Origin of the sequence: Pseudomonas taiwanensis, from assembly GCF_013393345.1 — a bacterium.
GTDB classification, from domain to species: domain Bacteria; phylum Pseudomonadota; class Gammaproteobacteria; order Pseudomonadales; family Pseudomonadaceae; genus Metapseudomonas; species Metapseudomonas resinovorans_C.
Window position 1 is genome coordinate 1 of record NZ_QJRF01000054.1, and the last position, 21294, is coordinate 21294.

At 56.1% G+C, this 21294-nt stretch carries 14 protein-coding genes; 4 read left to right on the top strand and 10 right to left on the bottom strand.

Annotated features, from left to right (window positions below; genetic code table 11):
* From DM872_RS12220 to DM872_RS12240, 5 genes are all read right to left on the bottom strand, one after another.
* Positions 1-1146: LLM class flavin-dependent oxidoreductase (locus tag DM872_RS12220; RefSeq protein ID WP_179057997.1), on the bottom strand; the 1146-nt coding region annotated here is incomplete at its 3' end.
* Between the two features lie 210 nt (positions 1147-1356).
* Positions 1357-3810, bottom strand: a complete 2454-nt coding sequence (locus DM872_RS12225; protein ID WP_179059746.1) for an efflux RND transporter permease subunit — start codon at positions 3808-3810, stop codon at positions 1357-1359.
* A gap of 6 nt (positions 3811-3816) precedes the next feature.
* A complete protein-coding gene (locus tag DM872_RS12230) occupies positions 3817-4926 on the bottom strand; it encodes a WD40/YVTN/BNR-like repeat-containing protein (RefSeq protein WP_179059747.1) in 1110 nt (369 codons plus the stop codon).
* A 148-nt stretch (positions 4927-5074) separates the two neighbouring features.
* Positions 5075-6478 carry a DUF1329 domain-containing protein gene (locus DM872_RS12235; RefSeq protein WP_179059748.1) on the bottom strand — a complete coding sequence of 468 codons (1404 nt, stop codon included), beginning with the start codon at positions 6476-6478 and terminating at the stop codon, positions 5075-5077.
* 92 nt (positions 6479-6570) lie between these two features.
* The gene (locus tag DM872_RS12240; protein ID WP_179059749.1) at positions 6571-8211 is read right to left on the bottom strand and encodes a DUF1302 domain-containing protein; all 1641 of its coding nucleotides are present in this window, start codon (positions 8209-8211) and stop codon (positions 6571-6573) included.
* Between the two features lie 1324 nt (positions 8212-9535).
* Between DM872_RS12240 and DM872_RS12245 the strand changes: the two genes are divergently transcribed.
* The 4 genes from DM872_RS12245 (at position 9536) to DM872_RS12260 (ending at position 15000) form a co-directional block, all read left to right on the top strand.
* Positions 9536-9997 (top strand): nuclear transport factor 2 family protein, encoded by a 462-nt coding sequence (locus DM872_RS12245; RefSeq protein ID WP_179059750.1) that lies wholly within the window; start codon positions 9536-9538, stop codon positions 9995-9997.
* A 1-nt stretch (position 9998) separates the two neighbouring features.
* Positions 9999-10865, top strand: coding sequence for an enoyl-CoA hydratase-related protein (locus DM872_RS12250; RefSeq protein WP_179059751.1), 867 nt, complete (start codon positions 9999-10001; stop codon positions 10863-10865).
* 5 nt (positions 10866-10870) lie between these two features.
* Positions 10871-11641: an enoyl-CoA hydratase-related protein gene (locus DM872_RS12255; RefSeq protein ID WP_179059752.1), complete on the top strand. Its 771-nt coding sequence runs from the start codon at positions 10871-10873 to the stop codon at positions 11639-11641.
* A gap of 68 nt (positions 11642-11709) precedes the next feature.
* The gene (locus DM872_RS12260) at positions 11710-15000 is read left to right on the top strand and encodes a carboxyl transferase domain-containing protein (protein WP_179059753.1); all 3291 of its coding nucleotides are present in this window, start codon (positions 11710-11712) and stop codon (positions 14998-15000) included.
* Positions 15001-16172: 1172 nt separating this feature from the next.
* On the opposite strand, the gene DM872_RS12265 is transcribed toward DM872_RS12260, so the two are convergent.
* The 5 genes from DM872_RS12265 to DM872_RS12285 all read right to left on the bottom strand — a co-directional run.
* The gene (locus tag DM872_RS12265; protein ID WP_179059754.1) at positions 16173-16826 is read right to left on the bottom strand and encodes a carboxymuconolactone decarboxylase family protein; all 654 of its coding nucleotides are present in this window, start codon (positions 16824-16826) and stop codon (positions 16173-16175) included.
* Positions 16827-16908: 82 nt separating this feature from the next.
* A complete protein-coding gene (locus DM872_RS12270; protein ID WP_179059755.1) occupies positions 16909-18543 on the bottom strand; it encodes a class I adenylate-forming enzyme family protein in 1635 nt (544 codons plus the stop codon).
* Positions 18544-18695: 152 nt separating this feature from the next.
* Positions 18696-19388, bottom strand: a complete 693-nt coding sequence (locus DM872_RS12275; protein WP_179059756.1) for a riboflavin synthase — start codon at positions 19386-19388, stop codon at positions 18696-18698.
* 104 nt (positions 19389-19492) lie between these two features.
* Positions 19493-20005 carry a flavin reductase family protein gene (locus DM872_RS12280; RefSeq protein WP_179059757.1) on the bottom strand — a complete coding sequence of 171 codons (513 nt, stop codon included), beginning with the start codon at positions 20003-20005 and terminating at the stop codon, positions 19493-19495.
* A gap of 130 nt (positions 20006-20135) precedes the next feature.
* The coding region (locus DM872_RS12285; protein ID WP_218649258.1) for an LLM class flavin-dependent oxidoreductase at positions 20136-21294 on the bottom strand (1159 nt) is incomplete at its 5' end.

Below are 21294 nucleotides of genomic sequence, written 5' to 3' on the forward strand. Positions count from 1 at the left end.
CGTGCCTTCGGCATCCTTGGTCGCGAAGCGAGGAGCCACCAGGCTGGCAAACTTTTCCAGTTCCTCGTTGTTCTGCTCCGGGTCCAGGTGACCCTGACCGAACATCAGGAACAGCTCGTTGAAGCCCAGGCGGTCGTGGGCGCGGCCGATCTGATCGGCGATCTCGTCAGCCGAGCCGATCAGCACGTTCGGCATTTTCTGGCCGAACGGAATGAACCACTTGTCCCAGAACCACTTATGCTCGGCCATCAACTGCTTGGCCTTGTCCTTGTCATCGGTCAGCATCAGGAAACCGCCCCAGGCAGCAACATCCTCACGGGCAACCTCCCGCTCGTGCTGGCGTGCGGTATCGGCATAGCGGGTCCACAGGGCATCGCAAAAGTCCAGGTCGGAAGCCAGCACGATTGGCTTGCCGCCTTCCCGGGCCCACATGTCGACGGTGCGCATGCTGCCGGCAAAGCCGCCGTAAATTTTCGGGTGGGGACTCTGGTAGCACTTCGGCGCAATGCCGATCTGGCGCACGATGCCATCTGCATCCATGCCCTTGCCCATGCTGGCATAGGCCGGGTGACCGGCAGAGCCGCCATTTGGCGGGAACTCCCAGTGTTTGCCCTTGTGGCTAAACACGTCATTGGCCCAGGCCTTCTTGATGACCTGCAGCGACTCCTCGAAGACTTCGCGGTTCAGCGCATCTTGCTCGTCGCGGGCCTTGGCGTTGTCCGGCGTAGTGGCGCTGACACCCGGACGCGCAGCATAGGAGTCGACCCAGCGCGCATGGTAGCCACGGGTGAAACCAACCATCAGGCGCCCTTGGAGCATGTGGTCAAGGGTGGCGATTTCTTCGGCGATACGCACCGGGTTATGGGTCGGCAGGGTGTACCCCATGATGCCGGCCTTCATCCGCTTGGAATGCAGGCCCACATAGAGACTGAACATGCCGGGATGGTTGTTGATCTCAAAACCTTCGATCTGCAGGTGGTGCTCAGGCTGGCAATAGCCTGCATAACCAAGCTCATCCGCCAGACGAACGTAATCACGCACTTCGGATAGAAAGCGCTGATACAACTCAGGACGCTGCCCAGCCATACCCGCTTCCAGCTCATAACGACGACCGATTACACCTGTTTGCATCAAATGAAACTTCATTGCGCCTCCTCGGTTCCTGCTGTGGCTCGTATCGATTGACTATCAGACAACCAAACACCGGATGTCAACATTCATGTTGATTTGCAGGGCAAAAAAAAACGCCCAAACCTTTATCGCTGAACGCCCGGACAAGGGCGGGCACGTTGCTTTTGACGTGTCCGCCCCCTTAGACGCCTGCTACAGCCAGCAGCGGCTAATCCTCCTGACAGCTCACAGGGTCGACATTTGGGCGACGTGCTTAGTTACAAGATCGCTATCTGATTCGACCCCAACGGAGTCTTCGGGCTCAACCTTATTAGGTGCCAGCAAATAAGCGGACAGCGCCGGGACCATAATCAGTGCCGCAAGCATATTTCCGAGGAACATGAAGGCCAGCAGCAGGCCCATGTCGGCTTGGAACTTGATCGGAGACCATATCCAGGTACCCACCGCTGCTGTCAAGGTAACACCTACCAGCAGCACCACCTGCCCGGTAGACGCCAGCGCACTGGTGTAAGCTCCCTTGACCGACATACCCTGACGCTGAAACGCTAGGAATACAGTCAGCATGTAAAGCGCGTAATCCACGCCGATCCCCACACCCAGCGCTACTACTGGCAAGGTAGCCACCTTGAGTCCGATTCCCAGCAGGACCATCAACGATTTGGATAGAATGGTCACGACAATCAGCGGCAGAATCGCCACCAGCACGGCACGCCAGCTACGGAAAGTTATCCAGCAGAGCAGAACTACTGCTGCGTAAACTAGTACTTCCATCTCGAAGCTGGCTTTTTCCACTGCTTGATTAGTGGCAGCTTCCACACCAGCGTTGCCGCCGGCCAGCAGGAATTTCCGATCTTCATTGTTATTTTCGGCGGCAAACGCCTCAACAACCTGCGTCAAGCGCTGCAGGGTTTCGGCATTGTGATTGCTCAGATAGACAATGATCGGTGCCACTGTACGAGAATCGTTGATCAGCCCTGGACGTGCGGTAAACACGTTGTCTACCGCGTCATTGGTGATATAGCGGCTACGACTGATGGTGTACCACTTGGGCGAGCCCTCAAAGCCTGCCGGAGTGAGCCTGCGAGCCATGCTGGCTGCGGATTCGGTGATCTGCACACCAGGCAAGTCACTCAGCTGCTGTTCCAGCCGATCAATTTGCAACAGGGTTTCAAAGTTACCTAGGCCACCCTCCGGCGTCGTCACAATCACCGCAAACATATCTTTCGACAAACCGTAGTTTTCGCGGATGTAATTTACATCTTTGTTATAAATTGAATCCGCGCGTAACTCGGAGGCACCGGTCCCGGAATCACCAATGCTTATCTTCTGACCATGGATGAAACTAGCAGTTGTGATAATTGCCACGCTGATCAGCACCAAGCGGGCAACGCGCTTTTCAGCAAGATCACCGAGCCACCTGACCATAAGGTGCTCGCCGTGCAGAACCTTCGAAGCGCGCTGGGCCGCGCGGGCACTGATACCGGTGAAGGACAGTACCACTGGAATGAGCAGCAAGTTGGTGATGATCAGCGCCGCGACACCAACAGTGGCTTGTAGGGCCAAATCACGGATAGCAGGAATATCGATCACCGAGATCACGGCAAAACCTAAGGCATCGGCTACCAGCGCCACAAAGCCAGCCAGACACAGCCGCCTATAGGTCATTCGCGCAGCCACATAGCGATCGGCACCCTCGCCGATGTCCTGAATGATGCCACTCATCATCTGCGAGCCATGGGACACACCGATGGCGAAAACCAGGAAAGGCACGAGTACCGAAAAGGGGTCCAGCACAAAGCCGAACAGTTGCATGATCCCCAACTGCCAGATCACCCCAATCAGCGAAGTGCCAACCACGATTAAGGTACTGGTCAAGCAACGCGAATACCAGTAAACGATGACCGATACGACCGCGGCAGCCACAACAAAATAACTGAGCACTTCCATAAGGCCGGAAATCAAGTCACCGACCAGTTTGGCGAAACCGATGACATGGAGTTCGACGCCCCGGCTCTGGAATTCTGCGTTGATTGCATTGATGCTGTCTGTAAAAGCCTTATAGTCAAGAAGTTGACCAGTTACCGGGTCCCGCTCCATCAAGGGCACGAACATCGCGCTGGAGCGCTCGTTCATAGCTACAAGGGAGCCTTTCAACCCGGCCTTCTCGACGTTGGCACGAAGCTGCTCAAGGCTTTTGGGCGAGCCGTCATAATCCGGTGGCATGACCGGACCGCCGTCAAAGCCCTCTGCGGTTACCGCGGTCCAGCGCACCGAGGCCATCCACAGGGATTGTACGAATGCCCGGTCGACTCCATTGATCAGGAACACCCTGTCATTGAGCTCGCTCAGCGTCTTTTGATACTCGGCGTCGTAGATAGACCCATTCTTGTTCTCCACCACCACTGTAACTGCGTTACCTAGACTGCGCAGGTTATTTGCAAAGGCGCGGTAGTTCTGGATGTACTCATGGGATGAGGGCATCATTTTTTCAAAACTTGCGTTTACACCAAGCTTCGCACTCTGAAAACCGAAACAGAGCGTTACAAAAACTCCGACCAGAAGAAACAATATGCGATTGTTAAAAAACAGCCGCTCGTGAAAGGCTCCTGATGAGCGGTCAAACGTGCCGGCAGTCACATCCGAACCAGGCCCTGCTGCAGCTTTATTATTACTTAACATCTGACATTACTCCTGAGACGTGACTCTGGTCATCTTGTGATCCACCAGCGAAACCTTCGAAAGCCCCTGCAAGTCAGTAACGAGCAACTCACGATCCGATACTTCGAGAATCGAAGTGAAACTAACGGGTGTGCCGGAGTCGATCACCTCAAGATTGGCAAAGTTCTTGTCACTAATGATTAACTTGCCAGATTGACTGGCAAATATATAACCCTTGCCATCGGCCCGTCTGAAAGCATCGTTGATGGTTGAGCCCTGCAGATCCTTGACTTCCGCCCATGTATTGCCTCGATCTGTACTGCGGTACGCCGCCCCGCCCACGCCATAAGCGATGATCAGCCCATTAGCGCCGGTAATTCCGGTAAAGCTACCGGAATACCCGGTTTCAATAATTTCGAAAAACTGCCGCTCAGCATTCAACCTGAACAACACTCCACGCTCGCTGCCGATAAAGACATCATCACCAACGCCTACGACGCTAGTGAGGTGAAAACCGGATTCATTGGCAATGCGGTCCGTCCATGGTGTCCAAGTCTTGCCACCATCATCAGTGCGCGCAATGTTTCCGAATCCACCTACGGCAAAACCGGTCAACTCGTCACGAAACCAGACATCGAGAAAGGGTAAGGCCGGACCATCTCGATAATTGAGCTCGGTGAGTTCAAGGGCCTTCTCAACGCTGCTGTCGCCCTGTTTGAGACGCTTACTGTAGTATTTGATGAACTGCTCGCTGGCCATTCGACCATCAAGCTGCTTGACCCATGTGGCGCCGCCATCAGTAGTGGCGAGAATCACGCCATCATGCCCAACTGCCCAACCTTTTGACTCGTTGACCATATCAATGGCAACTAAGTCGCTCTGTATAGGAACCTGGGCTTGAGCCCACTTCCCTCCCCCATCATTGGAATACAGAATCAAGCCTCGCGGCCCAACCACGACTAATGTATGCCCGCTTTTCGCACTGTCAATAAAGGGCTTATTCAGAGGCTTTTTCTGTTCAATGGCGCCATAATCCAGAGGATCTTTGAAATCGGCCATTGATGATGAAGCCAACACGAACAAAACCACAAAAGGAAGGACAAACACCCTGAGCAGCTTATTCAATTTATTTTTCATACGGGGTTCTCTTCTTTGCTTAAGCAAAGCCATTGGTGCACGAAAGACTTTCAGAAAACTCACACAGTAAGCAGAAGTGAACTCGATTACTTACAAGAAAGCTGGAGCCTAGCGGGGGTTGACACCCCCGCCAGAAGTCCTTCAGCTGTTAACGAACACCCTGAGCTTCAACTGCACGCGGAGTAAGTGCAATACGCAAACCGTCCATAGCAGTATAGGAACGGTTCCAGTAGCCAGGCTGTGAAGCACCGGCATTGATCAGCATGTAGTTGCCTGAAACCAGGTCATTGAAAGCCCACGTGTTGTTATTAACTCCACCTACGTCGTAGGTCGGGAAACTCTCGATGAAACCGTTTTTCCAGAGCTTACCGGCATTATCGTAGGTTTCCAGAGCAACAATCTGCCAGCTATCTTCGTCGATATAGAAGCGGCGCTTGCTATATACATGGCGGGCACCTGGCTTACGATCGGCCTCGACAATCCATACCCGATGTTTTTCGAAACGCAGGGCTTCCGGAGCCAAGTGCTCCTTACCAAGTGCGTCACGCGGATTGACGTCCTGAGTCAGGGTATAGGCGTTGTAGGGTACGAACCTTTCCTCCTTACCGACCAACTTGAAGTCAAAGCGATCCATGCGGCCGACGAAGCCGAAGAGCTCGTCCCACATCAGTACGCCACCGTAAGAACTGATCGGCAGATCGTAGGCAAAGTCCGGCGCACGACGTGCACGGCGCTGACCCGGAGTGTAGAACCATACCAGCTGACCACCGTTGTCGGCGGTCGGCAGATAGAAGTTCAGGAAGGTTACGCCCGCGGATTGCGGCGGACTGGTTTGCAGTGCCGAGAACGATAGAATTGCGCCGTTTGACTCCTGACGCAGCTTGCCGCTATGGTCATACCAGGGGCGCATGTGGTACTGGTTTGGGGTGGACAGCACGCTCACACCGCCCTTGGAGTCAACCACGAAGCCCTGGTTGTGCTGGTGCATGATCGCCGGGGCAAAGGACAGCTTGTGGTTCCACATCACCTCATAGCCATTCTTCGGGATCGGGAAGAGAACACCCGGCAAGGGTAGACCGTCAGGCCCCGCCCCCTTAATGCCATCGCCCGTGTTCTCGCCGGTCATTTCGGCAGTCGTCGCATTCACCTGAGTGTTTTTAAGTACCCAGTCTTCATAACGCGCCGAACGGTGGGTTGGGTACACATTGAGCTTGTAGCTGGGATACTTACGCAGCGTAGCCTTAGTACCTTCGGTGAGGAACTGCGAATACTGCTCCATATTGGCGGACGTAATGGAAAACAGAGGCTTCTCATCCTTATAAGGATTGATATAAGTCTGCATCGTGTCCCGGTTGTAGCCAGGAACCGGCTGCAGTCCGCCTGTGTATTCTGGAATGCTACCATCTGCATTACCGGCCTTTTCGGCGCCATGCAGGGTCAGATCCGCACCAAGACGCTTGGCCTCTTCTGCCGATACGGCAGCCAAGGCACTACCTACGAAGCACAGTGCCAGGGCAGGCACCAGCCCGGCAATAATTGTTTTTTTCAGCACGGCTGTCTTCCTTCTTGTGATTATCGGAACAAGTGTGTCTGTAAGGCTTGTAAGTATTACTGGATGCTTGACTCGCTAGGCTGGGCCCTCTTTTAGAACGAGGTGTTGTAGGAAAGCGATACCCAGCCCTTGTCATTCAGACCAGTGGGACCGTTACCACCTGCATATATATCACCGCCAGGTGCACCGTTAACGATGCGACCAGTGGGATTCCAGTAGTAGTCCTGATATTGCAGAGCAAAATAATGCTTTTGGGCCACAGCTGCTTTCACGCCAATAGAGGCAATGACGGAGTCCTCAGCATAAAACCCCCCAGCTGCATAGGCCGGATTTCCGGTAACTCCATACTGGACGAAAATCGGCAGACTTATGTCAGTGGATGGAAGGATTTGCAGCCAGGACGGTTCAAACAGCAGCGCAACTGCAACTGCATTGTCTGTACCACAGCCATCACTCCTGTTACCTTTACAGGCATAACCCTCACCGTTATAGATGTCCTTGTCATGCACTTTAGTCAGATGCGTGTAGGTCACTTCACCGAGGACGGTCGCCGCGTCCCAGAGTGAGTTGCCGGGCAGGCTGATCAAAGAGTTAGCCAACACGTTAACCAAGTCACCTTTCGCCACTTCGGAAGGGAAAACGGATTGCAACGCGGTATCCTGACGATAGTTCACTTCGAAGCCGAGGCTGTTAGCCCCAATCGCGGTCTCGTAGGACATCGCGTACATTTTTGACTTTTCGGCGTACTTCAATTCAACTTGAGGGAAGTTCAGAGTTGCAACAGGTTCCGGCTCGTCGTACTGGCGATAATAAAAGCCAATGCGATCACCATTAGCCCAGGCCGGAGTCCAGTCCAAGCGGACACCGAAGTTGCCGTTGATATCATCTGGATCATCGCTCTTACCAACAACAGCGCCTGGCACTACGCTACCGCCGACATCCGGCCCCTCAAAGAGAATATCGGCAGGCGCCAGATAGGTAGCCCCTTCGGGGAAACGATTGGGACGCCACTCGAGAAAATACTGTGCGGCGATTGACAGTTCATCATTGATATCGAAACTGCCGTAGACCTGCGTACGCGGCAGGATCAACTCTTTGACGGAAGAGCCAGGTTGAGAAAACCCCTTGATGAAGTCAACGGGATGCTGACCGAACGCAATACCGGAGTAACCGAAGAATACTGCGTTACCCCACTGCTGACTGAAGCGACCTAGCCGTACAGATGCGTTGTGGTCAGCGACTTCGAAGTTGCTGAAAACGAAAGCATCAAGCAACTCAGCACCACGGATGTGGTACTTCTTAGTATGGCTGCTGTATTTGCCATCGCTATAGGTCGGCAGGTACCCCGGACGTACTTCGACATCATCGTCGTAAGCAAAATCATTCCAAGCCGAAGCAGACACACGAAAACCATAGTTATCCTGATAGACACCCTGCAACTCGAACAATCCCTGAACACGGTTCGTAACCATTTCCCCGCGATCAAATTTGTGATCGGCGGCGTGGTTATTCGGATTGTTCGCGATACGCGCGTCGCGCCCCTCAACCCTCCAGCCTGCGAGCCACTGCAGGGACGTATCGAAGTTGATCGTCCAGTCCTGGTCGGCCTTCAGAGTGACTGCCTGCGATGCACCAGATGAGAAAATCGTCGCAAGGGCGATCGCTGCTCTCAGCTTCTTTTGACCAAACTGAATCTTGCCAAACCTTGCAATTTCTTTTTGTTGTTTTTGCATTTCTGCTTCTCCTGTCCACGGACCTTTACTGGCCAACAGCACGCCAGCCTGCGCTTCAGTACGTCACCACTCTCCTCTGGATTGCGCCCAACCCCATCGCAACCGTTACCTCACTTTTTCAACTCCGACGTTGATATACCATTCGAGCACCTCCTCGTCAACTCCAGCGTTGATAACTCCCTCTCCCAACGCAATTCAGGTGGGAGATGCCTCTCAGCTGACGGTGGAGCGGTCGCGCTGCCGAGACGCGCAAAGCGTATGAAGGGGGAAGGAAGGCTATGGCGTTAGCTGCCCAAAGGGACATACATCGGGGAATTACTTCATGTAAATCAATGGGTTTATGTGGCTTCCCATAGCTCTCGACCAAACGTTTCCAGCCCAGGCAATTGGCCAAGTGTTTCGTCCTTACCCCCTGGAAGCGAATCATCCAGGCCTTCAGACGACTGTCATAAGCGCAGACCTTCTTGATAAGGTAAGCACCGGCAATACGACGCTTCTGGCGCAAACTACGGCGGTGGCGAGTACCCCCCCTCAGCCCTGGCAGCCCGCAGTGGAGCACTGCGCTATCGATTCGCAGAACCCTGCGCGAGTCGAATAATGGCCGCAAGGCAGCACCTATGTGGTGCGCCATTGACTGCTTCACCAAATAGAAGTCTGCAGGCCGCCCGCTCCGACACTGCGCACGACCAGAACCGGAATCCGTTCAGCGCCAATGCCCTTTCTCATTGCTATGCCACTGCGCTTGCGAGCAGGGCTCGGCAGCTTACGCGGCCCTGAACGATGCCAAGACGAAGACTTCATCGGCCGACGATCCTCAACTCATGTCGTTCGATGCCCTGCAATCAGGCCGAGAAGATGTAAGCACCAGCGGAACGCAGCGCGCTCACGCCACAGAACGCGGCGCCTTACAGACTGACAGGCATTGGCTTAGCGCTTGGACTTAGCGGCCCTCGTAGGCACCGCTCACGCTACAAGCCCATCTGCACCAAGTAGCTGGCATGACAGGCCTCTAGCTCTCGGACACATCGCTACAAGCGCAGAAGCTGGCAGCACTGCCACCAGACACCCGAATAGAACACTTCAGCCTGTCTACTCCACACATGACAGCATAGAAGGAATGACCGGAGGTGCCATTCCCCAGCCACTCAAACACCTCCATCAAGCCCTCCCTACCCGCACCGCCTAACCCCGGCCACAGCATCAGGGATCGTTGCCGCCAAGGGATGCGCGGGCCGCCCCGACAGAAAGCAAGAAATGAAAGTTGACACTCGCGTTGACAAATAAATAGTATCAGTCAACTCTAACGTTGACTGAGGAGAACAACATGACCCAAGAAACCCAGCTGCAACAACTTATCGACACCCAGGCCATTGAGCGCCTGCTGTTCACCTATGCCTTCCATCTCGACATGAATCAGGCAGCCGAGCTGGCTGCCCTATTCACCGAAGACTGTGAGGTCATCTACGGCCCCGGCGGCTTCGGCGCACAGGGACGCGCAGCCTACGCCAAGACTCTTGAAGGCGTTGGCTCCTTCTTCAAAGCCACTAGCCACCATGTATCGAATATCGTCGTCGACTTCACCGGTCCGGACGAAGCCACCGTGCGCTCTGTTCTCTATGCATGGCACCGCTACAACCGTGATATGCCTGACAGCCATGTGTGGGGCCAGTATCACGATGTCATCGTGCGCACGGATGGCAAATGGCAGTTTAAGCGCCGCGAGCTGCGCGTGACCGGCGACAAGGACTTCCATGTGAAGAAAACCCTGCCGATTGGACGCAGCTGATATGAACGCCGCGTCTTCCTACCCGTATGAACACATCCGCATCGAGCACAGGGAGAAAATTTCCTGGCTGATTCTCAATCGGCCTGACAGTGCTAATTCGCTGTCAAACGAATTGCTCGACGAGTTTTCTGATGCCCTTAAGCGTCTCGCAACTGAAGGCGGCCCTGTGATTGGTATACGGGGAGAAGGACGCGGTTTTTCGGCTGGCTACGACATAGGCCAAGTTGGTAAGGCAAACGGCTACGGCAGTCTCGTACCCGATCCGCTCGCTGATCGGGAACGTCTGCGCCGGAATGTGGACCGCTATGTTGCGATGTGGGATCACCCCAAACCGATCATCGCCGCTGTTCACGGGTACTGCATCGCGGGGGCCACACAGATCTGCGTGTATGCGGATATCACCGTTGTGACCGATGACGCCAAGATCGGTGAGCCGACGATCCCGATTGGGGGCGGCTACATTGCCCCCCTCTGGGTACCACTGGTGGGAGCCAAGCGGGCCAAGGAGTTAGCTTTCGTACCTGGCAACAGCATTGATGGGAAAACTGCAGTCGAGTGGGGTTGGGCCAATCATAGCGTGCCCCCAGACCAGCTCATTGAGTGTGTCGAAAGTCTCGCCGAGCGCATTGCCCTGACACCACCCGAAGTTCTGCGAATCAAGAAGCTGTCCATCAACCGTGCCGCCGAAGCGATGGGCTTCCGTTCTGCCGGAGCTGCGGTAGCCGAGATGGACGCACTGCTACACGTGGCGCCCTCGGTGCTGGAAATCAAACAGAAGCTTGCCGAAATAGGTCTGAAGGAGTCGATAAAACTCTACCGCTCAGAGCGGACGACCCCTCTGACCCCGGCGAAAAAAATACAGGAATAAGAGCCATGTCTAACGTCGACTTCTACATTGAAGGCCATACTGCTCACGTACGGCTGAACCGTCCCAAGTCTCTGAACGCCATCAATGGTGATATGGATCAGGCTTTGTTTGAAGCCTGGCATGAAATTAACAACAATCCGGAAGTTTGGGTCGCCGTGCTCTCTGCAGAGGGTGACCGCGCGTTCTGTGTTGGCGGTGATATCAGTGGCGGTACTGAACGTGTATCGCGCATGGCTGTCGGTGGTGGTCTGACCGGTATTGGTGGCCCGCTGGTGAAACTAAAGAAGCCACTGGTTGCCGCTGTTCAGGGTTATGCGCTAGGCGGTGGTTTCGAGCTGGCCTTGTGTGCCGACATCATCGTTGCAGCAGACAATGCTCAATTCGGCCTGCCGGAAACCAAGGCCGGCATTATCGGCGAATGCGGCGTCGTTCACCGCGCAATACGTCAGCTGCCGCAGCGCATTGCCATGGCCATGATCCTGACCGGGGATCGCATGTCCGCCCAGGACGCCTTCAGCTATGGCCTGGTGAATGAAGTGGTCGAGCCGGCCAACCTTGCCGAAGCAGCCATGCGCTGGGCGGAAAAGGTCGCGGCCGCTTCCCCTCTAGCCAACCAAGCCGCCAAAGACGCGGCAATGAGCCGCCTCGACTACCCGCTTGAAGTTGCTCTGGCAACCCGTTTCGAGTCGATCGAGGAATATGCCTCCAGCGAAGATGTACTCGAGGGCCGTAACGCCTTTGTCGAGAAACGTAAAGCGGAATGGAAGGGACGCTAAGTCTACCCAAGTGCACCGGGGCCGGGCGCCAAGCGTTCGGCCTTTTTTTGTATTAAGAAGGGCAAAACATGATCAACAAGCTTCTGATCGCCAATCGCGGAGAGGTGGCCATCCGTATTGCCCGTGCCGCAGCCGACTTAGGTATCAGAAGCGTCGCGGTGTACCCGCAAGATGATGCGCGATGCCTACATACGCGTATTGCCGACCAGGCCATTCCCCTCGAAGGTATTGGCGTAGCGGCCTATCTGGATGTGCAGCAACTGATTTCCCTGGCCTGCCAGCATGGCTGTGATGCCATCCACCCCGGCTACGGCTTCCTCAGTGAACAGCCGGAATTTGCCAGACAATGTGAAGCCGCCAATATCCGCTTTGTCGGCCCGTCTGCGGATGTCCTCGCCAGACTTGGCAACAAGGCCAGTGCCAGAGTGCTGGCCAAGCAGTGCGCAGTTCCGGTTATTCCTGGAACCGACGGCGCAATCGATCTAGAGCAAGCTCGCGCTTTTCTTGCCAATTTGCCAGCGGGAAACCCAGCGCTGCTCAAAGCGATTGCCGGTGGCGGTGGCCGTGGCATGCGAATACTGCGCGATGCCAATCAGCTGGAAGAAGCCTTCCATCAGTGCAGCGCCGAGGCTCTGTCAGCTTTTGGCGATCATGAGCTGTACATCGAGGAAATGGTGGCCCGCGCACAGCATATAGAAGTGCAAGTGATCGGTGACGGCACAGAAGTGAGCCACTTGTGGGAAAGGGAATGCAGCCTGCAACGCAAGCACCAGAAGATGCTGGAAATTGCCCCGAGTCCGTCGCTCAGCAGCGACCTACGCGAAGCACTGATTGATGCCGCACTCAGGTTGGCCCGCACAGTTGGCCTCAGCAGCCTGTGCACCTTCGAATTTCTGCTCGATGAGCAAACCGGTCGCTTCTTCTTCATAGAAGCCAACCCGCGACTGCAGGTGGAACACACCATCACCGAGGCCGTCACCGGGATTGATCTGGTGCAGGCGCAATTGCGCCTGGCCGGCGGCGAGACATTACGCAGCCTGCATCTGCAACAGGCGGACATTCCTCCTGCGCAGGGTTTTGCCATGCAACTACGCATCAATATGGAAAGCATGCAGCCCGACGGCAGTGTACTGCCGAGTGGCGGCACGCTCAGCATCTTCGAGCCGCCGGGCGGCCCCGGCATTCGAGTCGACAGTTTTGGCTACGCCGGGTACAGCATCAATCCCCGCTACGATTCGCTGCTAGCTAAACTGATTGTGCACAGCCCTTCCGGAAGCTTCAGCGAGCTCGCTCAGCGCGTCTATCGCACCCTTTGTCAAACACGCATACAAGGTGTCGAAACCAATATCGAGTTTCTCAAGAACCTGCTTTGCCACCCTGCGGTGGTCGAGAGCCAGGTGTATACCCGCTTTATTGATGAGCACCTGGGGCAGCTAATTCGCAGTCCGAGCCAGAAGCATCCACAGCAGTTCTTTACCGAGTCATCCGGTCCTGCTCCCACAGCACATCCAGATGAGCATTTTCTGGATGGTCTGAGAATGATTACCGCCCCCATGAGCGGCCTGCTGATTGAACTGCATGTCGCCGAGGACCAGCCGGTGCACAAGGGGCAGGCGCTGGCGATGATCGAATCCATGAAGATGCAGCATGTAATCAGCGCGCCAGCTAGCGGGATTATCCGTCGCGTCAGTGTGGACATGCATTCGGCCGTTACCGCAAACCAAGCCCTGCTCTATCTTCAAGAGGCCGATGTCGATTCGATCGATAGCGGATCGCTACACGCGGTTGACCTGGACACGGCCAGAGCGGACCTCTCCGAGGTCCTATCACGCCACGCCCTCGGCCAGGATGCGTCGCGTCCTCAGGCAGTGGCGCGCCGGCATGCAAAAGGCAAGCGCACTGCTCGCGAAAACATAGCAGACCTGTGTGATGCAGACAGTTTCATTGAATATGGGGCCCTTACATTTGCCGCCCAGCGCAGCCGCTTTTCCGAACAGGAACTGGCCATCTCGACACCAGCGGACGGTCTGATCGCAGGGGTTGCCAGCGTCAATGGCAATCAGTTCCAGCCCCCACAAGCCCGGTGCATGGTGCTGGCCTACGACTACACCGTACTGGCCGGCACACAGGGCATCATGAGCCACAAGAAGTTGTCGCGCATGCTCGGTATCGCCAACGAGCTGGAAATTCCCCTGATCATCTATGCCGAGGGGGGAGGCGGCCGGCCAGGGGACAACGACGATGCTACCCGGGCAACCGGGCTGAACATGCCCAGCTTCCTGCAATTTGCCCAGCTCAGTGGTCTGGCTCCGCGCATCAGCATCGTCAGCGGTCGCTGCTTTGCCGGCAATGCAGTGCTGGCCGGCTGCAGTGACATCATCATTGCCACCCGGGATGCCAATATCGGCATGGCTGGTCCAGCAATGATCGAGGGCGCGGGACTGGGTGTGTATGCGCCGGAGGACATTGGCCCGGTCAATCTGCAGGCTAAGAACGGCGTGGTAGATTGTGTGGTTGATGACGAGGCGCAGGCCACCGCGCTAGCCAAAAAGCTGCTGGGTTATTTTCAGGGGTCGCTTGAGCACTGGGAATCTGCTGACCAGCGAGGGTTGCGCCACAGCGTGCCGGACAACCGCCTGCGCTCCTATGACGTGTGGTCCGTGATCGAGACGCTATCGGATAGCGGCTCTGCCATACAGCTGCGCGAGCAGTTTGCCGCCAATATGATCACCGCACTCATACGCATTGAAGGGCGTCCGCTTGGAGTGATAGCCAACAATCCGCAGATCCTCGGTGGGGCCATCGATACCGATGCTGCAGACAAAGCCTCGCGCTTCCTTCAACTCTGTGATGCCTTTGATATGCCAGTGCTCAGCCTGTGCGATACCCCCGGCTTCATGGTCGGTCCGGAGAGCGAGAAAACAGCGCTTGTGCGCCACTCCAGCCGGCTATTCGCAGCAGCCGCGAATATGGCCACGCCGCTATTCAGTCTGATACTGCGCAAGGGCTATGGTCTTGGCGCCATGGCGATGACCGGCGGTTCCTTCCACGCACCGCTGTCCATTGCTTCCTGGCCGACCGGCGAGTTTGGCGGTATGGGTTTTGAAGGCGCGGTCAGACTTGCCTATTGCGACGAATTGGAAGCCATTGCCGACCAGCAGGAACGGAAGACCCTGTTCGACAAGTTGGTCAATGACTATTACCAGCGCGGGAAGGCCAGCAGTGTCGCCGCATCGCTTGAGTTTGATGCCGTCATCGATCCGGCCACATCACGCCAGTGGCTTGCACGTTGCCTGCAGTCGTTAAAGACGGTGGGGCCAAGGCAGGGCAAGAGGCGCCCCTTCATCGACACGTGGTGACGCGAGCGCACTCAGCGCTCTCGCGGCCCGGGCAGCTCAGGCGGCTCAGGCGGCTCAGGCGGCGCCTCGATAACACCTACCGAGGCACTCAGTAGCGGGCGGTGAGGTGAGGTGAGGTGAGGTGAGGTACTGTGCGGGCAGCACTCAGCAACATAGTCACCTCGCGATTCGGCAAATACAATGTCGAAGAATCGAGCCTTTATTGACCGGCTCATACCCCCAGCCTTAGCGCGTTGACGGTCCAGCCATCCCTGCGAATCGGGGTGGGGTCATCCTTCAGCGGTGGGCAACCGGATCAGCAAATCTTGTCTTGCGGATAGTACCTACGGCGTGCTTTTGCGGATTCCGCGCTGACTCTTCCCCCTTTAACGCGCATCCGAACACCGATTCTGCGACCATTCGGACACTTCTCCGGCAGGTAGTCACACAGGATTTACACCACCATCGGTCACCTTTTTTCGAAGTAAAGATGTCTCCTGGAGCGTTTATCTTATCCGGCTCAAAGGCGAGTCGATGCGCAAGTAGCCGCGGAGATTGACGCCGCCGGGCAGCTACGACAAACGATGCCAACCCTGCGTCGCTGCGCACAGACTGCCTGTCAGAATGATTGTGGAACAGATGTCCGGATCAGCGCGGGCTGAGTGTCCGAATGGCGTGGAATCCACAATTCCAGTGGGATGCGGGCAAACAGGGAAAAACTCCGGCCGCGCTTGCGCTCCACAGTGGTTATGGCAGTCAGCACCCAATGGCTGCTGACCAGCGGAGCTCATCGAAATTGAAAGCAATCTCGCCGAATAACACCCTGTTCGCAGTCCTGAAAAGGCTCATCGATTCATGGGCCTGTGCACCCGCTCATCAAAAGCCAATCAGGCATGCTCTGCCCAGATCGATCCCCAACAAGCATTGCACCGCATCGCCCTAAAGAGGTACATGGTGTGCGGCAGGCTGAATATCCCCTCCCCGAACAGCACAAATGCGCGTGGAACGGCCGTTGACGGCGCAAATGACATGACCTCGCCTTCTTCCGCGTAGGGAACAGATGGCGGTTCAGGTCCGGCGATCACTTCCCTGTGCTTCGATCTACCACCAGAAACCAGCGTCAGACGTCAGTATCTGGGCTTTATTATCGCTGCGCACCTACGGCACCCTCTTCCGCCGTTCCTAACAGTGACTTAGGCGATCCCTCGGTGCAGCGGGGCATCCGCGGCAATCTCCAGAGCTTGCAGAATAGCTTTGCGCCCAACGCCCAACTGCACTGCATTGGCCAGGTGCAGGCGCAGCCCCGGCATGAAGCGATGCGATGGTGCGGCATCCACCGCCAAGGAAATCAGCTCCTTGAGGTACGCACGCAGTGCCGCGGTTTTCCAGGGCACCGCGCAGTATTTGAAGAATGCCTCAAAGGCCTCGGGCGACTGACGGAGCAGCGCGTCCAGAAAACCGGGCACCTGCTGCTCCATGCTGCCCCAGAACGGGTCATCACCGACATACTGATCCCAAAGCTGCTGGCGCAGGCTATCCAGCGGCGCGCTGATGGACAGATCGCCCCGCTCACGCAAAACCGCGGCCACAGTAGACGAGCCCACCATAAGGGTGTGCACTCCTAGGCCAGAGACCAGCACCAGTACTTCATGCACCTGTGCCGCGCTCGCACCGGCATCCAATGCCCGCCGCACATAGTCTTGCGTCCCCTGCATATCCAGGGCCGAAGGTGAGATTCGGACCGCAAGGCCAATTAGCGCGGCGTCCCGATCAGATAACGGCTCGCCGTCCAGCACGGACTCGAGAAAGCCCTCTGCGTAGGTTCCGATCTCTTCGAGTGTCAACATTCGCTACTCTGCTCCATATCCAGATACTCCGTTCGGTTCTGCTACGATCAGGTTGCAACAGCGCCCGTCGCTACGCTGCGGCCTAGTCGGTCAGCATGCTGCGCAGTGCACGCTTGTTAACCTTGGTTGCTGACATAGGCCAGGTACCCGGCTCAACGAAATGCACAGCCCGAGGGATCTTGTAGTTAGCGATATTTCCTTTACAGAAGGCGATCAGCTCTTCAGCTTCGACAGTCTTGCCCGGCTTAAGCTCGACGAAAGCCACCGGCACTTCGTCCAGGCGCGGATCAGGCTTGCCAACCACTTCCGCAATGGCCACGCAGGGATGCTCACAGAGGTAAGATTCGATCTCGATAGCTGCGACGTTTTCACCGCCGACCTTGAGCATATCCTTGAGGCGACCGTTGAATACCAGGCTGCCGTCCTCAGTGCGCAAATAGAGGTCGCCGGTATGCAACCACCTATCTTTGTCCAAAGTGTCAGCGGTCTTCACTGGGTCGCGATAGTAGCCTTCCATTATGCAGAAGCCGCGCACCAGAATTTCACCTACTTCGCCAGGTGCGGCATCGCCGTTTCCATCAAGACTGGCAACGCGTACCTCCATTCCAACCGCAGGACGCCCCTGAGTGTTGGCGCGCTGTTCTGCCGTTTCGTCGGCGTCGGTCAGAGCAAAGATACCGGCAGTCTCGGTCATGCCGCAGGCTTGGAAGAGCTCAGCGTCCGGAAAGGTCTTCTGAACCGTTTTGACCAGAGCAGGAGGGCCGATCAGCATAATCTTGCGCAGCGACCTCAGTTTGCCGACATCAAAATCAGGGTGATCAAGCAGGCCCTGTACGATGGCGGGGAACCAAGGCCAAGCCATGCTCACCCCTTCCCTTTCCATCAAGGCAATGGCTCGCCCGGGCTCAAAAAAGGTATCGGTTAGGTACGTGCCAAGGGTTCCAATCACGCCGAGGAAGGGAGCGATCGCTGCAATGTGGAACAGCGGACCTGGGTTCCAGGCAACATGGTGTTCGTCTGTGGCAAACCGTGAACGGGCACGCTGCACCGAGCCGCGTACAATGGCTTCATGGGTCAGCATGCAGCCCTTGGGGTTGGCCGTTGTGCCAGAGGTGTAGACCAACAGTGCCAGATCGCGAATACGCACGCGCAAGCGAGCCTCATGCACCTGGTTCGCATTGATGCTCTGTGCCAAACGATCGAATTCCGAACGTCCGACAAACCCCTTACGGCACTCGCCCTTGAGCAACACGGTACTACGCAGGCAGGGTACTTCTGGCAGGACCAAGGCTGCCGGGTTCTCAGCCTTAGATAATGAGGGCAATGCATCGCAGAACAGCGCAGTGAAATTGGTGTACTCGCTGTCGTCTGCAGTAGTCAGCAAAGCGACAAGGTTGGCGTTTTCGATGATATAGCCAATCTCGCTGGCCTTGTGCCGGGCATTGATCGGCACCGCTACACACCCGAGCATCACCGCGCCGAGAAAACCTTCAATGAATTCAGGGCTGTTGGCGGACATCAGCCCAACATGCTGACCGGGACGAACTCCAAGAGCTATAAGACCGCGGGCCACCTGTATGGCGTTGTCACACAACTGCCGGTAGGTGCGTCTTTCCTCAGGGAAAACGACCGCATCCCGTGCTGGCTGCAAATGCGCCCCTCGTACGATGAGGTCGCCTATTGGGGAAACCTCAAACCATTCTGTTGTTTTTGTCATTGAGCGTCCTCCACTACGGACAGAAGGCAGTTGTTACTCTGGCAGCCTTCTGCACGCTTTTAATTATGTGCTCGGCACCGTTTAAATACCAAAAGATGGTACCGCGATCGACAAAAGTCAACAACAACGTTGATCAATTGCTGGGCAGAATTTCACACTGCCGGCGCATCATGAGTTGCCTGATTCAGCCCGCATTTACAAACACTTGCAAAGTTCCAAGGGGGCCCACCCTCTCCGCCCGGTCTTTCATGCTGACGACCGGCCAGAAGGCGTTCTAGATACCGTGCAATCAGGTCAACTTCGAGGTTGACCTGCTGGCCGATTTGGTAGTTGGACATGATGGTCATTTGCATGGTGTGCGGCACTATATTCAGATCAAAGCAGTCGACTGCCACCGCGTTGACCGTCAAACTGACACCATCTACGGTAATCGAGCCTTTTTCCGCAATATAGTGGGTGAGCGCTGCAGGCGCCTGGATGCGAATCAGCCATGAGCGCGCGTCACGTGACAGCGAAACCACCTTGCCGAGTCCGTCGACATGTCCACTGACCAAATGACCGCCCAACCGCGAGTCCGCCCTAAGCGCTTTTTCCAGATTGACACGATCGCCGTGTCGCAGCCCCGCCAGACTGCTGCGGCTAAGCGTTTCCTGGCTGACATCAGCCCAGAAACCATCCTGCAGCAAACTGACGACTGTCAGACAGATACCGTTGACCGCGACACTTTCCCCTAGCGCCATACCACTCAAATCCATCGTCCCAGTCAGAACGAAGACCCTCAGATCACCATTGCAGGGCTCGATCAAGCCTATCAAACCAACCGCTTCAATAATTCCGGTAAACATTACTCGCACCTAGATTACGCGACTCAAACGAGTTTCGCGCAATCTTGCCAAGGTTCGGCCGAGCCTTGCGCATAACCGACATGCAGCAACTTGCTAGTTTCAATTTACAGCGATGCAAAACCACCATATCCGCCACGGTAGAAAAGCAGAGCAGAATCTTGGGACTCGATTTGCAACTCACGAACTGCACCAATGACGATATAGTGATCACCTGCTTCCTGAACGGAATGTAAGTCACAATCGATCCAGGCCACCACGCCCGCAAGCACTGGGGAGCCATTGTTTGATAGCTCGTATTCCAGCCCGGCAAATTTATCTTCCGCTTTGGAAGCAAAGCGCTTACAGACACCCAGTTGCTGATTACTTAGCACATTGACGCAGAACTTACCGGCACACTCAATCTTCGGCCAACTGGTGGAACTGCGATCGGGCAGAAACGCCACCAAAGGAGGATTAAGCGATACCGAGGTGAACGACCCAACTGCCATACCCGACACCCTACCGTCCTGATCCATCGCAGTAATGGCACATACGCCGGTGGGATATTGGCCCAGAACGGTTCTGAACCATTGCGGATCGATCGCGTCTCGTACGTTCTCTGTGGTGACGTCACTCATGATGCAACTCCAGATAAATTCGCGTTGCGTTCACCCTTAATACCTTCACGGCATCTCGGGCTGATCAGGTCGTTACAATCGAAGCAGGTAGGACTAGTTCCGACCTGCTTCAACTGTGCACTGGCCAGTGTTAAACCAGCGTGCCTTCGGCATCCTTGGTCGCGAAGCGAGGAGCCACCAGGCTGGCAAACTTTTCCAGTTCCTCGTTGTTCTGCTCCGGGTCCAGGTGACCCTGACCGAACATCAGGAACAGCTCGTTGAAGCCCAGGCGGTCGTGGGCGCGGCCGATCTGATCGGCGATCTCGTCAGCCGAGCCGATCAGCACGTTCGGCATTTTCTGGCCGAACGGAATGAACCACTTGTCCCAGAACCACTTATGCTCGGCCATCAACTGCTTGGCCTTGTCCTTGTCATCGGTCAGCATCAGGAAACCGCCCCAGGCAGCAACATCCTCACGGGCAACCTCCCGCTCGTGCTGGCGTGCGGTATCGGCATAGCGGGTCCACAGGGCATCGCAAAAGTCCAGGTCGGAAGCCAGCACGATTGGCTTGCCGCCTTCCCGGGCCCACATGTCGACGGTGCGCATGCTGCCGGCAAAGCCGCCGTAAATTTTCGGGTGGGGACTCTGGTAGCACTTCGGCGCAATGCCGATCTGGCGCACGATGCCATCTGCATCCATGCCCTTGCCCATGCTGGCATAGGCCGGGTGACCGGCAGAGCCGCCATTTGGCGGGAACTCCCAGTGTTTGCCCTTGTGGCTAAACACGTCATTGGCCCAGGCCTTCTTGATGACCTGCAGCGACTCCTCGAAGACTTCGCGGTTCAGCGCATCTTGCTCGTCGCGGGCCTTGGCGTTGTCCGGCGTAGTGGCGCTGACACCCGGACGCGCAGCATAGGAGTCGACCCAGCGCGCATGGTAGCCACGGGTGAAACCAACCATCAGGCGCCCTTGGAGCATGTGGTCAAGGGTGGCGATTTCTTCGGCGATACGCACCGGGTTATGGGTCGGCAGGGTGTACCCCATGATGCCGGCCTTCATCCGCTTGGAATGCAGGCCCACATAGAGACTGAACATGCCGGGATGGTTGTTGATCTCAAAACCTTCGATCTGCAGGTGGTGCTCAGGCTGGCAATAGCCTGCATAACCAAGCTCATCCGCCAGACGAACGTAATCACGCACTTCGGATAGAAAGCGCTGATACAACTCAGGACGCTGCCCAGCCATACCCGCTTCCAGCTCATAACGACGACCGATTACACCTGTTTGCATCAAATGAAACTTCATTGCG

Bases quoted from the DNA above. Each gene is read 5' to 3' on its own strand.
- DM872_RS12245 (WP_179059750.1), top strand. From the start codon at position 9,536: ATGACCCAAGAAACCCAGCTGCAACAACTTATCGACACCCAGGCCATT.
- DM872_RS12250 (WP_179059751.1), top strand. From the start codon at position 9,999: ATGAACGCCGCGTCTTCCTACCCGTATGAACACATCCGCATCGAGCAC.
- DM872_RS12240 (WP_179059749.1), bottom strand. From the start codon at position 8,211: ATGCAAAAACAACAAAAAGAAATTGCAAGGTTTGGCAAGATTCAGTTT.
- DM872_RS12225 (WP_179059746.1), bottom strand. From the start codon at position 3,810: ATGTTAAGTAATAATAAAGCTGCAGCAGGGCCTGGTTCGGATGTGACT.
- DM872_RS12255 (WP_179059752.1), top strand. From the start codon at position 10,871: ATGTCTAACGTCGACTTCTACATTGAAGGCCATACTGCTCACGTACGG.
- DM872_RS12275 (WP_179059756.1), bottom strand. From the start codon at position 19,388: ATGTTTACCGGAATTATTGAAGCGGTTGGTTTGATAGGCTTGATCGAG.
- DM872_RS12280 (WP_179059757.1), bottom strand. From the start codon at position 20,005: ATGAGTGACGTCACCACAGAGAACGTACGAGACGCGATCGATCCGCAA.
- DM872_RS12265 (WP_179059754.1), bottom strand. From the start codon at position 16,826: ATGTTGACACTCGAAGAGATCGGAACCTACGCAGAGGGCTTTCTCGAG.
- DM872_RS12260 (WP_179059753.1), top strand. From the start codon at position 11,710: ATGATCAACAAGCTTCTGATCGCCAATCGCGGAGAGGTGGCCATCCGT.
- DM872_RS12270 (WP_179059755.1), bottom strand. From the start codon at position 18,543: ATGACAAAAACAACAGAATGGTTTGAGGTTTCCCCAATAGGCGACCTC.
- DM872_RS12230 (WP_179059747.1), bottom strand. From the start codon at position 4,926: ATGAAAAATAAATTGAATAAGCTGCTCAGGGTGTTTGTCCTTCCTTTT.